Here is a 19,689-nt window from a genome sequence, read left to right as displayed (position 1 = left end):
CCTTTTATCCGTTTAGCTTCTAGTATAAAAAAAGCCCCGTCGCTCAAGCTTGTAATTTAGCTGAAGGATTTATAAAGTTTTTCTAAACAAAAGAACCGTTAGGCAGCGAAAACTGCTTAACGGTCCCGATCATGCGCAGACAGCGGATCACGCTTGGCCGAACACGCTCTTGTACCGCCCGTAGCCCTCTTTCTCGAGGTCCTCGACGGGAATGAAGCGCAGCGCGGCGGAATTAATGCAATAGCGCAGGCCGCCAAGCTCGCGCGGGCCGTCGTTGAACACGTGGCCGAGGTGCGAGTCCGCCTCGCGGCTGCGCACCTCCGTGCGGACCATGCCGTGCGTGAGGTCCTCTTCCTCGCGGACGCCGCCCGACTCGAGCGGCTTCGCGAAGCTCGGCCAGCCGCAGCCGGAATCGAACTTGTCCTTCGAGCTGAAGAGCGGCACGCCGGACACGATGTCCACGTACAGCCCCTCGCGGTGATTGTCCCAGAACTCGTTGCGGAACGGATGCTCCGTCGCGTTGTTCTGCGTCACCTCGAACTGCAGCGGCGTGAGGCGCGACCGCAGCGCCTCCTTATCCTTGTCCGTGTTCCAGTGCCGCTTGATGTAGGCGTCGCGGCCGGAGCCCTTGCGGTACATCTTGTACCGGAGCGGATTTTTCTTATGGTAATCCTGGTGGTAGTCCTCGGCCGGGTAAAATTCGGAGGCGGGCTCGATCGTCACCGCGATCGGCTTGTCGAAGCGCCCGCTGGCGTCCAGCTCGGCCTTCGTCTCCTCGGCAGCTTGCCGCTGCTCCTCGTTATGGTAGAAAATGACCGGACGATAAGACTCCCCGCGGTCGAAAAACTGGCCGCCGCCGTCCGTCGGGTCCACCGATTGCCAATAGATGCCGAGCAGCTTGCGATACGGGAATAGATCCGGATCGAACGTGATTTGCACGGCCTCCTGATGTCCCGTCGTTTCCGAGCACACCTGCTCGTAGGTCGGGTTCGGCATATGGCCGCCCGTATAGCCGGATACGATCCCGTGAATGCCCGGGAGCTCGTCGAACGGCGTCACCATGCACCAGAAGCAGCCTCCTGCAAACGTCGCTTTTTCCAACTTTTCGCTCATATCGATCATCCGCTCCTTCCGCGTAGGGTTCCGCGTTTCTTTTTATACCCAATTCTTTACTTTTTGTGCATTTTAAATTCGAGGAACAGCTCGTTGTAGTGGGCGAGCATCCGCTTGCCCAAATTATCGTATACTTCAAGCTTGTCCGTCAATGCGGGCTCCGGATAGAACCGCTTGTCCTCAGCAATCTCCGCCGGCAGGACCGGGATGGCCTTGGCGTTCGGGGTCGCGTAACCGACGTATTCGGCGTTCTGCGCCGCGTTTTCCGGGTCGAGCATGAAGTTCATGAACTTGAGCGCGCCATCCAGGTTGCGGGCCGTCTTCGGGATGACCATGTTGTCGAACCACAGGTTCGAGCCGTCCTTCGGAATGACGTAGTCGAGCTTGTCGTTCTCGTCCATGATCTCCGAAGCGTCCCCCGACCAGACGAGGCCGACCGCCGCCTCTTCGCCCGCGAGCAGCATCTTGATCTCGTCCCCGACGAGCGCCTTCACGTTCGGCGTCAGCTTCTTGAGTTTGGCGAGCGCCTCCTGCAGATGTGTCTCATTCGTATCGTTCAGTGAATAGCCCAGGCTGTTGAGCCCCATCCCGATGACCTCGCGCGCGCTGTCGACGAGCAGGATATTGTTGCGAAGCGACGGGTCCCACAGATCGTCCCAGCTGTCGAACGTCAGGTCGCCGACCAGCTCCGGATTGTACACGATGCCTACTGTTCCCCAGAAGTAGGGGATCGAGTAGACGTTGCCCGGATCGAACGACTGGTCCAGGAAACGGGGATCGATATTGGCAAGATTCGGCAGCTTGGCATGGTCGATCGGCAGCAGCAGGTTTTCCTCGCGCATTTTGCCGATGGCGTAGTCGGACGGAACGGCGATGTCGAACGTCGTGCCGCCCTGCTCGATCTTGGTCATCATCGCCTCGTTCGAGTCGAACGTCTGGTAGATGACCTTGATGCCCGTTTCTTCCTTGAATTTGTCCAGCAGATCGGGATCGATATAATCGCCCCAGTTGTACACGGTCAGCGTATCCGCGCCCGAGTAACCCTGCGAAGAATTGAGCCTGTTGATCGCGAATAGCAGGCCGCCCGCGATGACGAGGACGGCGATGAACGTCCGGACCAGGCTGTTCATCTCGGCACCCCCGTTCCGAGGCGCTTCGCGCTGCGGCGGTTCATCACGTAGTAGCCGAGCACGATGAGCAGCGTGAACAGGAAGATGAGCGCCGACAGCGCGTTGATCGACAGGGAGACGCCCTGCCGCGCGCGCGAGTAGATCTCGACGGACAGCGTGGAAAAGCCGTTGCCGGTGACGAAAAAGGTGACCGCGAAGTCGTCGAGCGAGTACGTCAGCGCCATGAAAAATCCGGCGAAGATACCCGGCTTGATAAACGGCACGACGACCCGCAACAGCACCTGCCAGCCGGTCGCGCCCAGGTCGCGCGCCGCGTCGATGAGCGTCGGGCTCATCTCCTGCAGCTTGGGCAGCACCATGAGCACGACGATCGGCACGCTGAACGCGATGTGCGACAGCAGTACGGACGTGAAGCCGAGTCGGATGCCGGCCATCGTGAACATGACGAGCAGCGACGCGCCGATGATGACGTCCGGGCTGACGATGAGCACGTTGTTCATCGACAGCAGCGCGTTGCGCGAGCGCCTCGTCCGCGTCCGCATGATGGCAAGCGCCCCGACCACGCCGAGAATCGTCGAGATCGTCGACGACAGCAGCGCGATGACGACCGTGTTCAGCACGATGATGAGCAGGCGCGCGTCCTGGAACACTTCGCCGTAATATTCGAGCGTAAAGCCTTCAAATCCGTGCATCGTGCCGCCGCTGTTGAACGAGTAAAAAATCATGTAAGCGATCGGCGCGTACAGCACCGCGAACACGACGATCAGATAGGCCGACTGCCAGCGTTTTGCCGCCCTCATCGTCTCACCCTCCCCGCCTGGCCGGTCCCGGTCAGCAGCATGATGACGACCATGGCGATGATCAGGAACACGGCGATGGCCGCACCCATTCCCCAGTCCTGCGTGACCAGAAAATGCTGCTCGATCGCGGTGCCGAGCGTGATGACCCGGTTGCCCGCGACGAGCCGCGTGATCATAAACAGCGACAGCGCGGGGATGAACACGGCCTGGCAGCCTGCCTTGACGCCGTCCGTCGTCAGCGGGAAGACGACCTTGCGGAACGTCGTCCAGCCGGACGCCCCCAGATCCCGCGCCGCGAATACGAGCGACGGATTCAGGTCCTCGAGCGCATTGTAGACCGGCAGGATCATGAACGGGATAAAAATGTACACGGACACGAACACGAAGCTGAAGTCGGTAAACAGGATCTGCTGGCGGCCGATTCCGAGCGCCTCTAGGGCGCCGTTGACGAAGCCGTACGTGCCGAAGATGCCGAGGAAGGCATACACCTTCAGCAGCAGATTGACCCAGCTCGGCAGGATGAGCAGCAGCAGCCACAGCTGCTTATGCTTCATCTTGGTGAGCGCGTAGGCGGCCGGGTAGGCGATCAGCAGCGAGAACGCCGTGATCAGGAAGGCGTACCAGATCGAGCTGACCGTCATTTTCAAATAAATCGGCGTCAGAAACTTCTCGTAGTTGCCGAACGTGAAGCCGCCGTCGATGTCGAAGAAGGAATCGTAGACGATAAGGGCGATCGGAATGACGATGAACAGCGCCATCCAGGCCAGGTACGGCGCCAGGTAGACGTTGCGCTTAGCGTTCATTGGCGCTCTCCTCATACGCGAGCAGCCGCCGGTCGAACTCTTCCTCGGTCTCGCCGAAGCGCATGACGTGGATCGCCTCCGGATCGAAGCCGAGTCCGACCCGGTCCCCGACCGTCGCGCGCTTCGTCGAATGCACCATCCATTCGTTGCCCGCGTCGTCGTAGCCGATGATCTCGTAGTGAACCCCGCGGAACAGCTGCGAGTCGACCTTCACGACCAGCTTGCCGGCTTCAGGCGGCGTAATCTCGAGATCCTCGGGACGGATGACGATCTCCACCGGCTCGTCCGGCCGGAAGCCGCCGTCCACGCATTCGAACGTGCGTCCCGCGAAGCGGACTTCGTAGTCGCGCACCATCTGGCCCGCCACGATATTCGACTCCCCGATGAAGTCCGCCACGAAGCGGTTGATCGGCTCGTCGTAGATGTCCGTCGGCGTGCCGCTCTGCTGGATCGTGCCTTCCTTCATGACGAAGATCTCGTCCGACATCGCCAGCGCTTCCTCCTGGTCGTGCGTGACGAAGATGAACGTGATGCCCAGCCGCCGCTGCAGCTCGCGCAGCTCGTACTGCATCTCGGTGCGCAGCTTGAGGTCGAGCGCCGACAGCGGCTCGTCCAGCAGCAGCACTTGCGGCTCGTTCACGATCGCGCGCGCGATCGCCACCCGCTGCCGCTGGCCGCCGGACAGCTCGGTGATCTGCCGCTTCTCGTAGCCCTTCAGGTTGACGAAGCGAAGCGCCTCGAGCACCTTGGCTTCGACGTCCGCCTGCTTCATGCGCTTGATGCGCAAACCGAACGCGACGTTCTCGAACACGTCGAGGTGCGGGAACAGCGCGTAATCCTGGAACACCGTGTTCACCTGCCGCTCGTTGGCGGGCACGCGGTTGATCACTTTCCCGTCAAAATAAATCTCGCCCGCGGACGGCTCCTGAAACCCCGCGATGAGCCGCAGAATCGTCGTCTTGCCGCAGCCCGACGGCCCGAGCAGCGTATAGAATTGCCCCCGCCGGATCTCGAAGCTCACTTCCTTCAGGACGGTCTCCCCGTCCTCGTACCGTTTGCTCACCCGCTCGAAGCGGATGATCGGCTGCTCTGCGCTTGCGCCCATTCCGACTCTCCCATCTATGCGAACCCTTTCGATTCTCTTATTATCTCCTTTTCCTTCGGAATCGCAACCCCCGGAGCCATCATCCGGCAAGCCGCGGACAGCGGATCTAATCGCGTTTTAAAAAAAAGATTGTGGAGATATTAGTAAAAACATCTAACGGGCGGTGCGCATGGTCTCTTTCTTATACCCGATCAAAAAGCTGCTTAAAAAGGGGCTCGGTTCCCGTAGACCGGCGGGCGACGGCGGCAAGCCGCCCGCTCCCTTGTCCCGCAGTCTCGACGATACCCTGCGGACCGTAAAAAACGCGCTCGGCGGCAGCGCGGATCTCGTGATTCGAAGATTCGCGATCATGATGAACCGCCGTCCGCACCCGGCTGCGATCGTATATATAGACGGACTGGCGGATCCCAAAGAGCTCCTGGAATCTCTGCTCGCGGACAGCGGCGACATGCAGGAGATCCTGCAATCCGCCGAAGACGTCGAGCCTGTGCAGCTCATTCGCCAGTATCTGTTGAAGATCGGCCAGATCAACGGCGTCTCCGATCTCAGCACGCTCTATCACGCGATATTATCCGGAGATACCTGCATCTTGTTGAACGGCGCGTCCGAAGCGATCGCCGCCGGCACCGGCGCCGCCAAGGATAGAAACATATCGGAGCCTGCTTCGCAGGCCGTGCTGAGAGGACCACGCGAAGGATTCGCGGAGACGCTGCGGACGAACACGGCGCTCGTTCGGCGGAAAATCAAAAATCCCAACCTGTGGATGGAGACCAGGCGGATCGGCGAAGTCACCAAGACCGATGTCGCGATCATGTATATCAAGGGCATCGCAAACGACAAAACCGTTAACGAAGTCAGGATGCGGCTGGATCGGATTCGGATCGATTCGATTCTCGAGAGCGGTTATATCGAAGAACTGATTCAAGACGAGACCTATACCCCTTTCCCGACCATATTCAATACGGAGCGGCCCGACGCGGTAGCCGGCGGGCTGCTTGAAGGCCGCATTGCCATTTTGGTGGACGGCACCCCTTTCGTCCTCGTCGTTCCGGCTTTGTTTACGCATTTTCTCCAGACGCCGGAGGATTATTATCAGCGCGCGGATATCAGCAGCTTGCTTCGCATCCTGCGCTACGTGTGCTTGTTCATCGCCTTATTCGGACCTGCCGCTTACATCGCCGTGACGACGTTCCACCAGGAGATGATTCCGACTCCGCTGCTCCTTAGCGTCATCGCGGCGCGGGAAGGCATCCCTTTTCCGGCGTTCGTAGAAGCGCTCCTGATGGAGATTACGTTCGAAATCCTCCGGGAAGCCGGCGTACGGATGCCGAGGACGGTCGGTCAAGCCGTATCCATCGTCGGGGCGCTCGTCATCGGGCAATCCGCGGTGGAAGCCGGACTGGTGGGACCCGCGATGGTCATCGTCGTGTCCATTACGGCCATTTCGAATTTCGTTATCCCTTCCTACAACATGGGAATATCGATCCGTATGATCCGATTCCCGTTCATGATTCTCGCCGCCTCTTTCGGCCTGTACGGCATTCTCGTAGGCGCCATCGTCATGGTGTTGCATTTATGCAGCTTGCGTTCGTTCGGCGTTCCCTACATGGCGCCGTTCGCCCCTTTTATCGTCGAAGATCAGAAGGACAATATTTTTCGATTCCCGCGTTGGGCGATGCTCACCCGTCCGCGCTATTCCAGCGACGGCAATCTCGTGCGGGAAAAGGATCGACCGCCGCGGAAACCGGCTCCTTGACGCGACTTAACGATCGGAGGTGCGATGCCGGCATGAACACCACGCTGAACAAGGGGTTGAAGCTGCTGCTTCTGGCCGCGGCGCTCCTGGCTTTGCCGGGATGCTGGAATCGAAAAGAATTGAATGAGCTCTCGATCGCCACCGCCTTCGGATTCGACGCGCGCGGAGACCGGTACCGCGTGTCCGTACAATTGGTTAACGCCGGCGAGATCGCCGACAAACAAGGAGGCGGGGGGCGGGTGCCGGTCGTGACGGTTCAGCAGGCCACCGGAAATACGCTATTCGAATCGATTCGCGCTTTAACGACCACCACGCCCAGAAAAATTTATTCGTCCCATCTGCGCATTCTCGTCATCGGAGAAGACTTGGCGCGGGCAGGAATCGCGAAGCTCCTGGACGGTCTATCCAGAGACCATGAATTGAGAACCGATTTTTATATCATCGTAGCCCGCGAACGAACGGCGAGCGAGATCCTCCAGGTGTTGACGCCGCTCGAGAAGATTCCGACGGACAAAATGTTCTCTTCCCTCCAAGCTTCCCAGCGCAATTGGGGAATCACCGCCCGGGTCGATCTGCATCAATTGATCTACGACCTAGTCGATAAAGGAAAAGACCCCGTGTTGGCCGGTATCGTCATCGAAGGAAACGAAAATATCGGAGGAACGGACGCGAATCTGCAAACGGTCCGCCCGCCCGCCACGCTGAAGTATCATGGCCTTGCCGTGTTCCGCAAAGACAAACTCGTCGGCTGGCTGGACGACGAACAAAGCAAAGGCTACAACTACATTCGGGGCAGCCTCAAAAGCACCATTGTCCGGCTCCCTTGTCCGAAAGGCGGCGAGCTCGCGGTAGAACTCATCCGTACGAGCCATCGCATCAAAGGGAAAATCAGAGACGGAAAGCCCGAGATCGACGTGCGGTTGAACGCGGAGGGAAATATCGGCGAAGTGGAGTGCGCGATGAACTTGAATACGCCTCGCGCGATTCCCCGCCTGGAGAAAGAACTAAGCGATGCGATCGAGGAAAGCATGGAAGCGACAATCGCGCGGGCTAAAGATTACAAGTCGGACATCTTCGGATTCGGAGCGGCCATTCATCGCGCGGACTTCAGGACTTGGAGTCGGCTGAAGGACCGCTGGGACGAAGAATTCGTTCATCTTCCCGTCCACGTCACCGTTAACGCGAAGATTCGCCGTACAGGCTCCGTGGTCGAATCGTTTCTTGAACGAATGGAGGATTCCTGAATTGGTCTGGATCGTGCTTGCCGCGGCTGCCTGCGTCGTCCGCTTCGAATATGTCAGGCTCTATCGCCGAAAACAGTTCAAAGATCTGTCCATCTCCGCGTGCTTGCTCGGTTTTGCCGCGACTTTATTTATCCTCAGAAGCGCGCACGTGCCGATTCCGGACCCCTTGGATTGGATCGGCGCCGTGTATAAGCCCGCGAGCAAGTTCATCTTGTCCGCGCTATCTTAGGAAGACGAAAGGAGAGGTCCGCGGATGATCGAAAAGGGAAAAATCAACGCGCGTCAATTTTCGATTTTAACCTTGCTCTTCAGCCTGGGAAGCGCGATTCTGATCGTACCGTCCGCGCTGACCGCCGCGGCGATGCAGGACGGTTGGATTTCCGCCATCGTCGGCGTTGCCGCCGGCATCCCGCTTCTGGCTTTTTACAACGCGCTCGGGTCTCGGCATCCCGATCTGACCCTTATCGAGTATACCGAACGCCTGCTTGGTAAATGGGTCGGAAAAATCGTCGGGCTGCTGTTCTTTTCTTTCTTTTTGCTCTTGTCCGCGCTCGTTCTTCGCAACGTGGGCGACTTCATTACGACCATCGTGATGCCGGAGACTCCGATTGAATCCGTGCACTTCATCTTGCTGATCGCGATCGCGATGGGCGTCGGCTTGGGTTTGGAAGTCATCGCCCGATCGGCGGAAATCTTTCTGCCGTGGGTGCTGATGCTTCTCTTCTTTCTAATCGTCTTTCTTTTTCCGCAAATCGAAATGGACCGCATCCAGCCCGTGTTCGAATCGGGCGTAAAAACGATCGTTCGCGGAAGTCTGTCCGTGATCAGCATTCCCTATTTGGAGTTGGTCGTCTTTCTGATGATTTATCCTTACGTCGGCAAGCCGGATCGAAGAGGGGCCGCCATGATCAAAGGGGCATTGATCGGCGGCACCGTCCTCGTTTTGATTACCATGCTATGCGTCTTCGTCCTTGGCTGGGATTTCACGTCCAGACATACCTTTCCCAGCTACACCTTGGCCAAGAAAATTCAAGTCGGCGAATTTCTGCAGCGAATCGAAGTCTTGGTCGCGATCATCTGGTTTTTGACGATTTTTTTCAAGCTCGTGCTGTGCTTTTACGCCTCGCTGTTAGGATTGGCACAGCTGCTCAAAATGAATTCGTACCGTCCCCTGATCGTGCCATGCGCCATGATCGTGCTCATGGTGTCGATCGTGGTTTATCCGAATATCGTCTACTTCAGAATCTTCGCTTCCGAGATATGGCCCTTTTATGCTTTGACGACCGGTTTCTTGCTGCCCCTGCTCGTATGGGCGGCTTCCTTGATCAGTTCGACCGGCGATACTGCTTCAAAAAGTCGACCGCCAGCTTGATATCGCGCTCCGGACTCGCGCCGACCTCGCGCTCGATCGTCAGGAAGCCCTCGTAGCCGATATCCTGCAGCGCCTGCAGGTAGGCGGGCCAATCCACGCCGCCCTCGCCGAGCGGCACCTCGCGGAAGTATTCGCCCGACTCGCCCTGCTCCGCCAGCTTCTCGTGCGACATCGCTTCGTAGCCGAGCGCGCCGTAGATGTTGCGAGGATCGGTCTCCTGAAGTCTGATGCCGTCCTTGGCGTGCGTATGCACGATATACTCGCGCAGGTTATAGACGCCCTGCACCGGATCGTCGCCGGTCACCATGACCATGTTGGCCGGATCGAAATTAACCGAAACGCCCTTCGTGCTCATCTTGTCGAGGAAACCCTTCAGACGCGCCGAAGTCTCGGGACCGGTCTCGATCGCGAAAAAGGCGCCCCGCTCGCTCGCGTAGCGGCCAAGCTCCTCGACCGCATCGTGCATCGCGGCGTACACGTCGCTCGTCTCGTCCTCGGGCACGATGCCGATATGCGTCGTCACCACGTTCGTGCCGAGGTCCAGCGCCAGGTCGAGGATCCGCTTGGACTTCTCGACCTTCCAGCCGTTCTCGCGCCGATCCTGGAAGCCATGTCCGGCAAGATCCCCGACCAGCGCGGAGATGCGCAGGCCGAGCGAGTCTACGTACGCGCGCAGCTCCGTTCTCGCAGCCGCATCCAGCTTGTCCGGATCCATCTCGCCTTCCACCGCGTAGATCTGCACGCCCTCGGCGCCGATTTCCTTCGCCTTCAGCAGCCCGGCGCGCACGCCGACCCGGAAGCTGTCGACGATGACGCCGATCGGATTCGCGATTTGCACCATGCGTGTATGTCCCCTTTCTCTTTCAAGTTGCCTTACCCTTCGAGCCTATACTTCCGACCAGATGCGCCGCGCGTTGGCGAGACCGATGCGCGAGCCCTGCTTGCACTCTTCCATGCCCTCGAACTCCAGCGACAGATAGCCGTCGTAGCCGGACGCCTTCACGACGCGCAGCACCTCGCGCACGTCGATGTCGCCCTGGCCGAAGATCGAGCCGCGCAGGTAGTTGCCGGCCGCCGTCTTAAACCAGCCTTCGCCCGGATCTTGGTCGCCGCGCCGCAGGTAAAAGTCCTTCAGGTGCACGATGGAAGCTTCGCCGATCGACCGCCGGACGGCCGCCGCCGGATCCTCGTCCAGGCACATGAAGTTGCCGACGTCGAGCGTGAGGCGGAAGTTCGGATGATTCGTCTCCGCCAGCAGGCCCAGCACCCGCTCGCTCGACTGCATGTAGTAGCCGTGATTTTCCACGCTCGTCACGACGCCGACCGATGCCGCATATTCCGCGACGCGGCGGCAAGCATCCGCGAGTCTCGGCAGCTCGCGCCAGAATTGGCCCACCGACGCGCCTTGGCGGGACGCGACGTCATGCCGCATCTTCTTCACGCCGAGCGCGCGCGCGATATCGACCTCGCCCTTGACGCGCTCGATCTCCGCTTCGTACGCTTCGTCTTCGTCGACCGCGAAGTTCGCGCCCACCGCGTAGTTCGAGATCTCGAGCCCCGCGGCCGCGGCGCGGCTGACGATCTCGTCGATCAATCCGGGCGTCCGGATGTCGAAGCCGATCGGCACGATCTCGACGTGCTCGCAGCCCTGCTCCGCCATCCAGTCGATCGCGCCCGTCACCGTCAACTCGCCCGATTCGATCGCGCGGTACAAACTATACGTGCTGAGTCCAAGCTTCATTTCATTCGCTCCTTCATATGCATGTTGCCGCCCGCAATCGCGCGAATCAAAGCTCGATCTCTTTACCCTGCTCAGCCGATTCGTAGATCGCGCGCAGGATCCGCATCATTGTGAGACCATCCTCGACCGGGCTCAGCGGCTCCGTGCCCGTGGTCGCCGAAGCGACGAAGCTGTCGATTTCCGACTGGAACGCTTGCTGGAAATTAAACTTTAGGCTGTCGACCTGCGGCGTCACGTTCAGGATCGTGTCATGCCGCTCCGAGACGATCGTCAGCTCCGGATCGATCTCGAACCCGCCCTTGGTGCCGTACAGCCGGACCGCGGACTCGTCGCTCTTGGCGTGCAGCGCGTAACTTACTTCGACGAGCAGGGACGCGCCGTTCTCGAACCGGATGAGCGCGTTCGCCAGATCCTCGACCGTATTGCGCGAAGCGTCGTAGTCGGCCGCCTGGTAGAAGGACAGTCCCTTGACGTTCGAACGGTTGCCGAGCTTGTTGTATACGTTGCCGCTAACCGACTTCACCTTCGGACGGCCCATCAGATACCAGGACAGATCGATGACGTGGACGCCGATATCGATCAGCGGGCCGCCGCCGGAGCGGTCCTTGTCCGCGAACCAGCCGCCCGGATTGCCGAGACGCCGGATGAGCGAAGCCTTCGCGTAATAAAGCTCGCCGAACTCTCCCTGCTCCGTGAAGCGCTTGGCCAGTTGGGCGTTAGCATCGTAGCGGCGGACGAAGCCTACCTGCAAAATGCGGTCGGTCGACCGGACCGCTTCGCGCACGGCTTCGGCTTCTTCAACCGTCATGCTAAGCGGCTTTTCCACGAGCACGTGCTTGCCCGCCTTGACCGCGGCGATCGCGATCTCCGCATGCGTATGATTCCATGTGCAAATGCTGACGGCTTCCACTTCCGGATTCGCCAGCAGGTCATGATAATTCGTATAGACGCTCGAAGCGCCGTATTTGGCCGCCGCCTTGTCCGCGCGCTCCCGGTTCAGGTCGCAGACCGCGACGATCGTCGCGTCCTTGTTGGCCGCGTATGCATTCAAGTGCGATTCGGAGATCGAGCCCGTGCCGATAACGCCGATGCCCAGCTTTTTCACAGGTATTGCCTCCCTCTACTCATTTGTCTACCTGTACTATAAAATGAATAGAGCAGGCCAGCCATGAATAGCTATGCTGGCGATTTGTAATATTGTGCGATACGGAGGTGCCGCCGCATGGACCGCAATCCCGATCTGCTGGAGCCGATGGATATGCCCGATCCCCAATTTCCGCTCAAGCTCCATATCTGCCGATACGAGCGCGTGGGCACGCCCGCTTTTTATCCGCATTGGCACGAGCATATGGAATTCCTATATATCATCGAAGGCTCGGCGCGCATCACGTGCAACGCCAACAGCTACGACGTCGGTCCGGGAGACCTGATCGTCGTGAACTGCGCCGATCTGCATCAAGGCGTGTGCATGTCGGACCGTTTGACTTATTATGCGGTTATTTTCGACCCCGATCTGCTGCATAGCCACCGGCTGGACTCGGCCGAGACGAAGTTCATCACGCCGATCGTCCGCTCCCGCATCCGCTTCGCGAACCTGATCGCCGGCGATTCGGCCATCAAGGAGAGCCTCGACGAGCTGATCAGCGAATTTCAAAAAAAGGATATCGCTTATGAGCTCTCGGTGAAGTCCTGCCTGTACCGCCTGCTCGCGGTCATGCTGCGCGGACACGTCGCGGAAAGCATGCCCGAAGGCGAGCTCGCCTCCCGCATCCGGCGGCTGACCCGCATCGAGCCCGTGCTGCAGCATATCGAAGAGAACTATGCCAAGCGGCTCGACGTGGAGACGCTGTCCGGCATCGCCGGCATGAGCCGCTATCACTTCAGCCGCGTCTTCAAGGAGCTTACCAGCCGCTCGGTCACCGACTACGTAAACTTCGTGCGGATCGGCCGCTGCGCGCAGGACCTGCGATATACGAACAAGACGGTATCGGAGATCGCGCTCGAGCACGGCTTTAGCGATATCTACTATTTCAGCCGATTGTTCAAGAGCTATTGCGGCGTCTCTCCCTCCGCCCTTCGAGGCAGCACCGCGCTCGCCTGACCCGTGCCAGCCCGCTATAAGCCGAAGACGAACCGTTGCCCAACGGCCGTCCCGGCTTTTTTTGTCGTTTCCGCGCCGTTAGACGGAGATTCCGTCGGATGCCGGCACATCTTCATTTTCCTATATCAACCAATTGTAACGTTATGTATACTATTCGTATCACAAACGATGAGGAGGACGCCCTATGAAGGACAGGGCATGGGCGGCGCCGCGCGACACGGTTCCCGAATTGCTGCAAAGCCGCGCCAGACGCTCGCCGAACGACATCGCGTTCAGCTTCCCGAGCTTCGACCAGCATTACGACTGGCGGACGATCCGCGAGGAAGTCCAACGGTTGTCCGAGGGTTTGCTCGCGCTCGGCATACGTCCGGGAGACAGAATCGCCCTGCTCATGCAGGGACGCATCGAGCTCGTGCTTCTGATCTTCGCTTCCGCCTGCATCGGGGCCGTCGCCGTCCCGCTGAATACATACAGCAAAAAAGAAGAGCTCCGCGCGCTGCTCGCCGACTGCAAACCGGCTGCTTTGTTGATGGACAAAGAGGGCCAGCGCCAATCCTACATAACGATGGTCGCCGAGCTGCTTGCGGAGACGGGAGGCGCGCAAGGCAACCAAGCCGAATGCCCGGTCCCGCGGCATCTGTTCGTGCTCACGGATCGGGCCGAAGTCCGCGCGCCCTTCCGCGCCTACTCCGAGATGGCCGACGAAGCGCCGAAGGCCGGACCGCAGGCGTTCAGGGATGCCGCCGCCGGGCGCGACATCCGCGACCCGCTCGTGCTGCTGTATACGTCCGGCACCTCCGGCAAACCCAAGGGCGTGCTCCGCTCCACCGCATCCTTTTTGACCGCCGCCCGATCGCCCAAGCGGACAGGCCTTGCCTCCGCCGCGCTGATCCGCGTGACGGACCGGTTGACGCGCAAGCTGTGCGTCATGAGCCTGCTGCCCCTGTACCATATGGGCGGGTTCGGGACGATCTTCACCGCCTTGAAGGCCTGTTCGATCCGCATCGTCATGCTCAGCCACTACAGCCCGAACAGCGCGCTCGCCTTCGTCGAACGCTTCAAATGCCGGGTCCTCATCGGCACGCCGTTCATGATCGAGCAGATGCTCTCGTCCGAAGCGAGGGACAAGCACGACTTGCGCAGCCTGCTCGGGCTCGTCTTCACGTCGTCCGCCGTCGACCGCCGCGTCCTCGAGCGCATCGCGCGCGAGCTGCATATCTACTTTTTCATGGTCAGCTATGGCTCGACAGAAGCGGGCGCCGTCGCGAACGGCGTATGCGTGACGGACCGCAAGCCGCATCCGATTCTGTCGCCGCTCTACGGCCTGTTCATGCAATCGAAGCTGGTGAGCGGGTTCATCGGCCTGCAGCAATTCATGGCGTGCGAATACAGCCTGGCCGGCAAGGTGGACAAAAACGTCGAGGTGGCGATCGTGGATGCCGCGACAGGCGTTCGGATGCCTCTCGGGGAACAAGGAGAGATCCGCATCCGGAGCCACCGGGTCATGCGTTACGCAGGGCTGTCGGATGCGGAGGACGCCGGGCCTTCGGCGGACGGATGGTTCCGCTCCGGCGATCTCGGCTATCTGGACGCGAACGGCCACCTGATCGTCACCGGACGAATCAAGCGCATCATCTCCCGCGGCGGGGAAAAGATATCGCCCGTCGAGATCGAGCATGCGTTGCTGAAGCTCCCCGGCATCGAAGCGGCGTTCGTCGTAGGCGTGCCGGACGATAAATACGGCGAGCGGATCTGCGCCTGCATCGTGCCTCGCCGCGACGCGACGCTCGTCGCCGAGAAGATCAGGCATGACCTCGCCGGCATGCTGTCGGCCTTCAAGATTCCCGCGCACTTCCTTTTCGTGCCCAGCCTGCCGATGTCGCCTACGGGCAAGGTCGCGGTGGCGGACGTACGCGGCCTTGCGCTCGCCCAACTCGGAGAACCAGCGGAGAGCAGGCTCAATGCGTAATTATTATCCCGGCATCACGCTGTTCAAAGTGCTGGGCTGCATCCTCGTCGTTTTCTCCCACGAGCTGTTTCTGCCCCTCATGTCGACGCTGGACAACCGGCAATTGTCGTTTGCCGGCCTATCGTTCGGCACCGTCGTGCCGGGGTTCTACCTCATCGCAGGCTTCCTCGCCTATCAAGGCTGGACGCGGGCGGCGCATGCGGGCATTTACGTAAAACGGTACGTGTCGCGGATCGCGATCGTTTACGGGCTATTGTGCCTGCTCAACACGGGGCGACAGATCGCGGGCGCGATTTTGCACGGCGATACGAGCGCGAGCGGACTGCTGGCCTTGGGAAAAAGGGTCGCGCTGCGGATTTTCGTCGAAGGGGCTTACCAGCAGCTTTGGTTTATCCCGCCGCTGATCTTCGGCATGCTCGTATCCTATGCCCTCGTCTCCGCCGGGCGCGAACGGCAGCTGATCGGGTACGCCGCGCTGTCGCTTGCGGCAGCGGAATGCCTCGCCGGCACGCCGAGCGGGTTGGTCAGAGCGGCTTGGCCGGACTTGTTCGGATCTGAAAGCGCGCATATGGCGGCGAAGGCGCTCGTCAACTACGGCGGCTTCGGACTCGTCTTCGTCGGTGCCGGCGTGCTGCTCGCAAGACGTGAGGAAGCGTTCAAAAGGCTGCCGGTTCGTCCGCTGCTCGCGCTGACCGGCTTGCTGGCCGCAGCGGAGACGGCTTTTTTATGGGAAACGGCCGACTGGAGCGACGATTACAGGCTTGCCTTTTCGACGCTGCCGGCCTCGATCCTGATGTTCTATGGCATCGCGCGCATACGGTGGGATGCGGTCAGGCGGCATCACCGTCTGCTCAACCGGTTCAGTCTCGTGACCTTTTTCGGCCATACGCTGCTAATCAAGCTAGACCTGCTCGTATTCGGATGGACCAACGCAAACCCGGTAGTCCTGCAAGAGGTACTGCTATCCTGCCTCGCGTTGGCGCAATGCGCGGCGCTCACCTATGCATGGATGCGCCTGGACAAGCTGCGCGGCGTGCGCGCGCCGGCGCCTCGTTTAAACGAGGGTCAGGCCGAGGTCTCCCGGGCGGGATAGCCCCTCCAATCTTAAGCGTTATTCTTGGAAGCCTGGCTCCCTTTGGAAGCGAAACAGCGGCGCTCTAACGCTGTTTCGCTTCTTTGGTGCGTACTCTAGCGAGGCGAGCCCTCTTCTAGAATCCGGCACGATTGACGAACCGCTTCCTTCCCGGGCATGCGTCGGCATATAATAGAACAAATGCACCGGCGACTTTTGAGCGAAGGAGCGACTCTCCGTGACCTTTCAACCTTTCTCCAGGACATTGTCCGACGGAACCGTCATGGCGGCCGGCGAGTGGACGGCAGGCGGAACAAACGAACGAGGCGCCACAGAACGAACGGAAGCGCAGGCGCCATCCGCCGTCGTGCTGCTCGTGCACGGCATGGGCGAGCATATGGGGCGCTACGATCACGTCGCGGCAATGTTGAACGAAGCGGGATACGCGGCGCTCGGCTTCGACCAGCGCGGACATGGCCGGACCGCCGGCAAGCGCGGCCATACGCCCAGCTACGAGGGGCTGCTCGAAGGCGTGAATCTGCTGTTCGCCGAAGCTGCGCGGCGATATCCGGGCGTCCCCGTCATTTTGTACGGGCACAGCATGGGCGGCAACGTGGCGCTGAACTACCTGCTGCGGCGTAAACCGAACGTCGTCGGCGCGGTCATCGGCAGCCCCTGGCTTAGGCTGGCGTTCGCGCCGCCGCAGGCGCAGGTCGTCATCGGACGGCTGGTCGAGCGGCTCTACCCGGGCTTCACGAACAAACGGCCGATGAAAGTCGAACACCTGACGACCGATCCCGCCATGGCTGAGCGATATCGCAGCGATCCGCTCGGCCATGGCCACATCACGGCGCGTTTCTTCTTCGGCGTACAGCGCGCTGGACCGTGGGCGATCCAGCACGCCGACGAGCTAAGCGTGCCCACCCTGCTCATGCACGGGGACGACGACCGGGTCACCTCGGTCGCGGCCAGCCGGCAGTTCGCGGAAAGGGCAGGCCCCCTCTGCGATTACCGGGAATGGCACGGCTACAAGCACGAGCTGCACAACGAACTGGCGCGCGAGCCCGTGCTGGCCGCGATTCGGGATTGGATCGCGAAGCGGCTTGCGGACGAAAAGCGGAAAAAAGCCTTGAATCGTTAAAGGATCGTCGAATCGTTGAGGAAGGGGAGGGGCTGCCGATGACCCAAACATTTTTTATTTCCGATCATCACTTCGGACACCGCAACATTATCGACTTCGAGTCCCGGCCCTTCGCGGACGCCGAGGAGATGACGGAAGTCATGATCGAACGATGGAATGCCGCGGTGGGCAAGGATGATGCGGTCTTTCATTTGGGGGATTTTTCGTTTTTGAATTTGGAACGGACGCGAGAGATCGTGTCCCGGCTGCTTGGCCGCAAGACGCTGATCCTGGGCAATCACGACCGGGGGCGGTCGCGGAGCTGGTGGCTGGAGGCGGGATTCGAGCAGGTAAGCGAGTATCCGATCATTTACAAAGACTTCTTCTTCCTCTCGCACGAGCCGATGTACATGAACAAGCATATGCCGTACGTCAACGTCCACGGGCATATCCACGGCCAGAAGTACGAGGGTAAAAATTACTTCAACGTTTGCGTCGAGCACTGGGACTATACGCCGCTCACGTTCGAGCAGATCCGGGACGCGGCGGTCGCAAGCGAGGAGCAGGACTGAGAAGGACCGAGAGAGGCGGCCGGGGGCTCGTATCTTCTTGCCAGGCTCAAGTCACTTGAACCAGCCCTTCTCCCTGAACCGCTTGATCGCCTCGATCCGGTTGCTGACGTCGAGCTTGTCGAGGATGACGGAGATATAGTTGCGGACGGTGCCGTTCGACAGAAACAGCTCGCTCGCGATTTCCTTCGTGTTTTTGCCGTCGGCCATCAATCCGATAACTTCTTTTTCCCGCTCCGTGAGCGGGTTTTCTTCGTTGTACGCTTCGTCGACCAGCTCGGCGGCGTAGATTCGGCGGCCTGACATGATCGTCCGCAGGGAATCGGCCAGCTCGTCGCTCGGGCTGTCCTTGAGCAGGTAGCCGTGCGCGCCCGCCTTCACCGCCCGCTCGAAGTAGCCCGCCCGGGCGAACGTGGTCAGGATGACGATTTTGCACCCGGAGCCCTTCAGCTCCTCCGCGGCCTCCAATCCGCTCTTGAGCGGCATCTCGATGTCCATGACGCACAGGTCCGGCTGATAGAGCTTGACGAGCCGCAGCGCTTCCACGCCGTTCTCCGCCTTGCCGACTACCTCCATGTCTTCCTCGAGATCGAGCACGGACGCCAGCGCGCCGAGCAGCAGCCGCTGGTCTTCGGCGATGACGATTCGAATCATGGCTGCGCCTCCCCTTTCGCCTGAATCAAGATGTTCGGCACCTTGATGACGACCTCCGTACCTTCCCGCGACGCGATCTCCAGAGACCCGTTCACGAATTCAAGCCTTTCCTTCATTCCCCGAAGCCCGTTCCCTCTATGAAAGGATGCGCCGGTGCCGAGACCTACGCCGTTGTCCCGCACGCGGATGCGCAGCTCGGCCGCCGTCTGCTCGATCTCGATGGCGCAGGCGGTAGCCCTGCTGTGCTTGACGATGTTTGTCACGGCTTCCTTGAGGCACATGCACGCCACGTTCTCGTTGAGCAGCGAAGTATTCGCCAGCTTCGGATCGCCCGTCAACGTGAATTCGATGTCCGCCGCCATCAGAATCTGCCGCAGGCGGAAGATCTCTTCCTCCACGTGCGTGCCGCGCATTTGCGTCACCAGTTCCCGAAGCTCCTTAAGCACGTTGCGGGCCGTATGCCGGACGTCGTCGATTTCGGCTTCCGCCCGGTCCGGGTTTTTGCGGATCAGCTTGGCGATCAGATCGCTCTTGAGCCCGATCAGGGCGAGCTTCTGCCCGAGCGTGTCGTGCAGGTCCCGCGCGATGCGCTGGCGCTCCTCCAGCTTCACGAGCTCGGAGATCCGCTTGTTCGCGTCGTTGAGTTCTCCCTGCAGGAGCTCGCTTTTGTTGCGGTTGTAGGTCGTTACCGGCAGCAGCGTCGCCGCGATCAGGCAGACGAACACGAACGGCGCCTGCTCGATCAACACCGCGTTGGCATGCATATAGCCGACGTAGACCGACAGCAGCGTCATCGCCAAATGGACCGTGTACAGCGTGATGAAGCCGGCCTTCCGCTGCATATTGCCGATGAAAAAGGCGGTAAAAATGGAAAAATAGACGTATCCGAACATCATCGTCATCGCGATCGAAAATAAAATTTGCACGGAGGTCCAAAAATAAACGAGCCAGCCCTTCGAACTGAACGATAGCAAATAACAAACAAAAAACGCGACGATCATAAAAATGCCGATCAGCGCGTGGTACATCGTCGAGGAGCGGAACACGAAATAAAAAGGGAGGATGTAAAAGACGACCCATATATACGGGCTGAGCCCCGTGCTCCGCTGGAAAATGTGATACCACTTTTGCACGGACCCC

General features: G+C 60.1%; 19 protein-coding genes. 9 read left to right on the top strand and 10 right to left on the bottom strand.

The window, feature by feature from the left end; all coding sequences use genetic code 11:
* Positions 1-147 precede the first annotated feature (147 nt).
* From msrB to BM235_RS09735, 5 genes are read right to left on the bottom strand one after another with little or no spacing between them, the layout of a single operon-like run.
* The gene (gene msrB / locus BM235_RS09755; RefSeq protein WP_369803493.1) at positions 148-1,122 is read right to left on the bottom strand and encodes a peptide-methionine (R)-S-oxide reductase MsrB; all 975 of its coding nucleotides are present in this window, start codon (positions 1,120-1,122) and stop codon (positions 148-150) included.
* 47 nt (positions 1,123-1,169) lie between these two features.
* Entirely contained in the window at positions 1,170-2,243 is a 1,074-nt protein-coding gene (locus BM235_RS09750; protein WP_090112097.1) for an ABC transporter substrate-binding protein, read from the bottom strand.
* Positions 2,240-3,043 carry an ABC transporter permease gene (locus BM235_RS09745; protein ID WP_090112095.1) on the bottom strand — a complete coding sequence of 268 codons (804 nt, stop codon included), beginning with the start codon at positions 3,041-3,043 and terminating at the stop codon, positions 2,240-2,242. Before BM235_RS09745 ends, BM235_RS09750 begins: the two co-directional genes overlap by 4 nt.
* Entirely contained in the window at positions 3,040-3,846 is an 807-nt protein-coding gene (locus tag BM235_RS09740; RefSeq protein WP_090112093.1) for an ABC transporter permease, read from the bottom strand. Before BM235_RS09740 ends, BM235_RS09745 begins: the two co-directional genes overlap by 4 nt.
* Positions 3,836-4,951 carry an ABC transporter ATP-binding protein gene (locus BM235_RS09735; RefSeq protein WP_090112091.1) on the bottom strand — a complete coding sequence of 372 codons (1,116 nt, stop codon included), beginning with the start codon at positions 4,949-4,951 and terminating at the stop codon, positions 3,836-3,838. The genes BM235_RS09740 and BM235_RS09735 overlap by 11 nt, the downstream gene beginning before the upstream one ends.
* Before the next feature lie 169 nt (positions 4,952-5,120).
* Between BM235_RS09735 and BM235_RS09730 the strand changes: the two genes are divergently transcribed.
* The 4 genes from BM235_RS09730 to BM235_RS09715 are packed head-to-tail and all read left to right on the top strand — an operon-like array spanning position 5,121 to position 9,323.
* Positions 5,121-6,707 carry a spore germination protein gene (locus tag BM235_RS09730; protein WP_090112090.1) on the top strand — a complete coding sequence of 529 codons (1,587 nt, stop codon included), beginning with the start codon at positions 5,121-5,123 and terminating at the stop codon, positions 6,705-6,707.
* Positions 6,708-6,739: 32 nt separating this feature from the next.
* On the top strand, positions 6,740-7,951 hold the full coding sequence (locus BM235_RS09725; protein ID WP_090112088.1) for a Ger(x)C family spore germination protein: 1,212 nt from the start codon (positions 6,740-6,742) through the stop codon (positions 7,949-7,951).
* A gap of 1 nt (position 7,952) precedes the next feature.
* The gene (locus BM235_RS09720; protein WP_090112084.1) at positions 7,953-8,180 is read left to right on the top strand and encodes a hypothetical protein; all 228 of its coding nucleotides are present in this window, start codon (positions 7,953-7,955) and stop codon (positions 8,178-8,180) included.
* A gap of 24 nt (positions 8,181-8,204) precedes the next feature.
* The gene (locus tag BM235_RS09715; RefSeq protein ID WP_090112082.1) at positions 8,205-9,323 is read left to right on the top strand and encodes a GerAB/ArcD/ProY family transporter; all 1,119 of its coding nucleotides are present in this window, start codon (positions 8,205-8,207) and stop codon (positions 9,321-9,323) included.
* On the opposite strand, the gene BM235_RS09710 is transcribed toward BM235_RS09715, so the two are convergent.
* Genes BM235_RS09710 through BM235_RS09700 form a run of 3 tightly spaced genes read right to left on the bottom strand, consistent with a single transcriptional unit; the run spans position 9,277 to position 12,169 of the window.
* Positions 9,277-10,164 (bottom strand): sugar phosphate isomerase/epimerase family protein, encoded by an 888-nt coding sequence (locus BM235_RS09710; RefSeq protein ID WP_090112080.1) that lies wholly within the window; start codon positions 10,162-10,164, stop codon positions 9,277-9,279. The genes BM235_RS09715 and BM235_RS09710 overlap by 47 nt on opposite strands.
* Positions 10,165-10,209: 45 nt before the next feature.
* Entirely contained in the window at positions 10,210-11,064 is an 855-nt protein-coding gene (locus BM235_RS09705) for a sugar phosphate isomerase/epimerase family protein (protein ID WP_090112078.1), read from the bottom strand.
* Between the two features lie 46 nt (positions 11,065-11,110).
* Positions 11,111-12,169, bottom strand: coding sequence for a Gfo/Idh/MocA family protein (locus BM235_RS09700; protein WP_090112076.1), 1,059 nt, complete (start codon positions 12,167-12,169; stop codon positions 11,111-11,113).
* Positions 12,170-12,286: 117 nt separating this feature from the next.
* On the opposite strand from BM235_RS09700, the gene BM235_RS09695 reads away from it, so the two are divergent.
* The 5 genes from BM235_RS09695 (at position 12,287) to BM235_RS09675 (ending at position 17,898) form a co-directional block, all read left to right on the top strand.
* Complete coding sequence (locus BM235_RS09695; RefSeq protein ID WP_090112074.1) at positions 12,287-13,165, top strand: helix-turn-helix transcriptional regulator; 879 nt, start codon at positions 12,287-12,289, stop codon at positions 13,163-13,165.
* Between the two features lie 184 nt (positions 13,166-13,349).
* Positions 13,350-15,134, top strand: a complete 1,785-nt coding sequence (locus BM235_RS09690; protein ID WP_090112072.1) for a class I adenylate-forming enzyme family protein — start codon at positions 13,350-13,352, stop codon at positions 15,132-15,134.
* Positions 15,127-16,227: an acyltransferase family protein gene (locus BM235_RS09685; protein ID WP_090112070.1), complete on the top strand. Its 1,101-nt coding sequence runs from the start codon at positions 15,127-15,129 to the stop codon at positions 16,225-16,227. Before BM235_RS09690 ends, BM235_RS09685 begins: the two co-directional genes overlap by 8 nt.
* A gap of 217 nt (positions 16,228-16,444) precedes the next feature.
* Positions 16,445-17,347, top strand: coding sequence for an alpha/beta hydrolase (locus tag BM235_RS09680; RefSeq protein ID WP_255374266.1), 903 nt, complete (start codon positions 16,445-16,447; stop codon positions 17,345-17,347).
* Between the two features lie 38 nt (positions 17,348-17,385).
* On the top strand, positions 17,386-17,898 hold the full coding sequence (locus BM235_RS09675) for a metallophosphoesterase (protein ID WP_090112068.1): 513 nt from the start codon (positions 17,386-17,388) through the stop codon (positions 17,896-17,898).
* Positions 17,899-17,949: 51 nt separating this feature from the next.
* On the opposite strand, the gene BM235_RS09670 is transcribed toward BM235_RS09675, so the two are convergent.
* Positions 17,950-18,549 (bottom strand): response regulator transcription factor, encoded by a 600-nt coding sequence (locus tag BM235_RS09670; protein ID WP_090112067.1) that lies wholly within the window; start codon positions 18,547-18,549, stop codon positions 17,950-17,952.
* A complete protein-coding gene (locus BM235_RS09665) occupies positions 18,546-19,682 on the bottom strand; it encodes a sensor histidine kinase (protein WP_090112290.1) in 1,137 nt (378 codons plus the stop codon). Before BM235_RS09665 ends, BM235_RS09670 begins: the two co-directional genes overlap by 4 nt.
* Between the last annotated feature and the right edge of the window lie 7 nt (positions 19,683-19,689).

Origin of the sequence: Cohnella sp. OV330 (assembly GCF_900112065.1) — a bacterium.
GTDB lineage: Bacteria > Bacillota > Bacilli > Paenibacillales > Paenibacillaceae > Cohnella.
Note: the sequence above shows the minus strand (reverse complement) of the source record. Positions and strands in the feature narration are given on the sequence as shown.

What these genes read in the sequence shown, in the direction of transcription:
- BM235_RS09685 (WP_090112070.1), top strand. Translation starts at nt 15,127, where the DNA reads ATGCGTAATTATTATCCCGGCATCACGCTGTTCAAAGTGCTGGGCTGC.
- BM235_RS09675 (WP_090112068.1), top strand. Translation starts at nt 17,386, where the DNA reads ATGACCCAAACATTTTTTATTTCCGATCATCACTTCGGACACCGCAAC.
- BM235_RS09730 (WP_090112090.1), top strand. Translation starts at nt 5,121, where the DNA reads ATGGTCTCTTTCTTATACCCGATCAAAAAGCTGCTTAAAAAGGGGCTC.
- BM235_RS09740 (WP_090112093.1), bottom strand. Translation starts at nt 3,846, where the DNA reads ATGAACGCTAAGCGCAACGTCTACCTGGCGCCGTACCTGGCCTGGATG.
- BM235_RS09750 (WP_090112097.1), bottom strand. Translation starts at nt 2,243, where the DNA reads ATGAACAGCCTGGTCCGGACGTTCATCGCCGTCCTCGTCATCGCGGGC.
- BM235_RS09710 (WP_090112080.1), bottom strand. Translation starts at nt 10,164, where the DNA reads ATGGTGCAAATCGCGAATCCGATCGGCGTCATCGTCGACAGCTTCCGG.
- BM235_RS09690 (WP_090112072.1), top strand. Translation starts at nt 13,350, where the DNA reads ATGAAGGACAGGGCATGGGCGGCGCCGCGCGACACGGTTCCCGAATTG.
- BM235_RS09725 (WP_090112088.1), top strand. Translation starts at nt 6,740, where the DNA reads ATGAACACCACGCTGAACAAGGGGTTGAAGCTGCTGCTTCTGGCCGCG.
- BM235_RS09735 (WP_090112091.1), bottom strand. Translation starts at nt 4,951, where the DNA reads ATGGGCGCAAGCGCAGAGCAGCCGATCATCCGCTTCGAGCGGGTGAGC.
- BM235_RS09745 (WP_090112095.1), bottom strand. Translation starts at nt 3,043, where the DNA reads ATGAGGGCGGCAAAACGCTGGCAGTCGGCCTATCTGATCGTCGTGTTC.
- BM235_RS09670 (WP_090112067.1), bottom strand. Translation starts at nt 18,549, where the DNA reads ATGATTCGAATCGTCATCGCCGAAGACCAGCGGCTGCTGCTCGGCGCG.
- msrB (WP_369803493.1), bottom strand. Translation starts at nt 1,122, where the DNA reads ATGATCGATATGAGCGAAAAGTTGGAAAAAGCGACGTTTGCAGGAGGC.
- BM235_RS09695 (WP_090112074.1), top strand. Translation starts at nt 12,287, where the DNA reads ATGGACCGCAATCCCGATCTGCTGGAGCCGATGGATATGCCCGATCCC.
- BM235_RS09715 (WP_090112082.1), top strand. Translation starts at nt 8,205, where the DNA reads ATGATCGAAAAGGGAAAAATCAACGCGCGTCAATTTTCGATTTTAACC.
- BM235_RS09705 (WP_090112078.1), bottom strand. Translation starts at nt 11,064, where the DNA reads ATGAAGCTTGGACTCAGCACGTATAGTTTGTACCGCGCGATCGAATCG.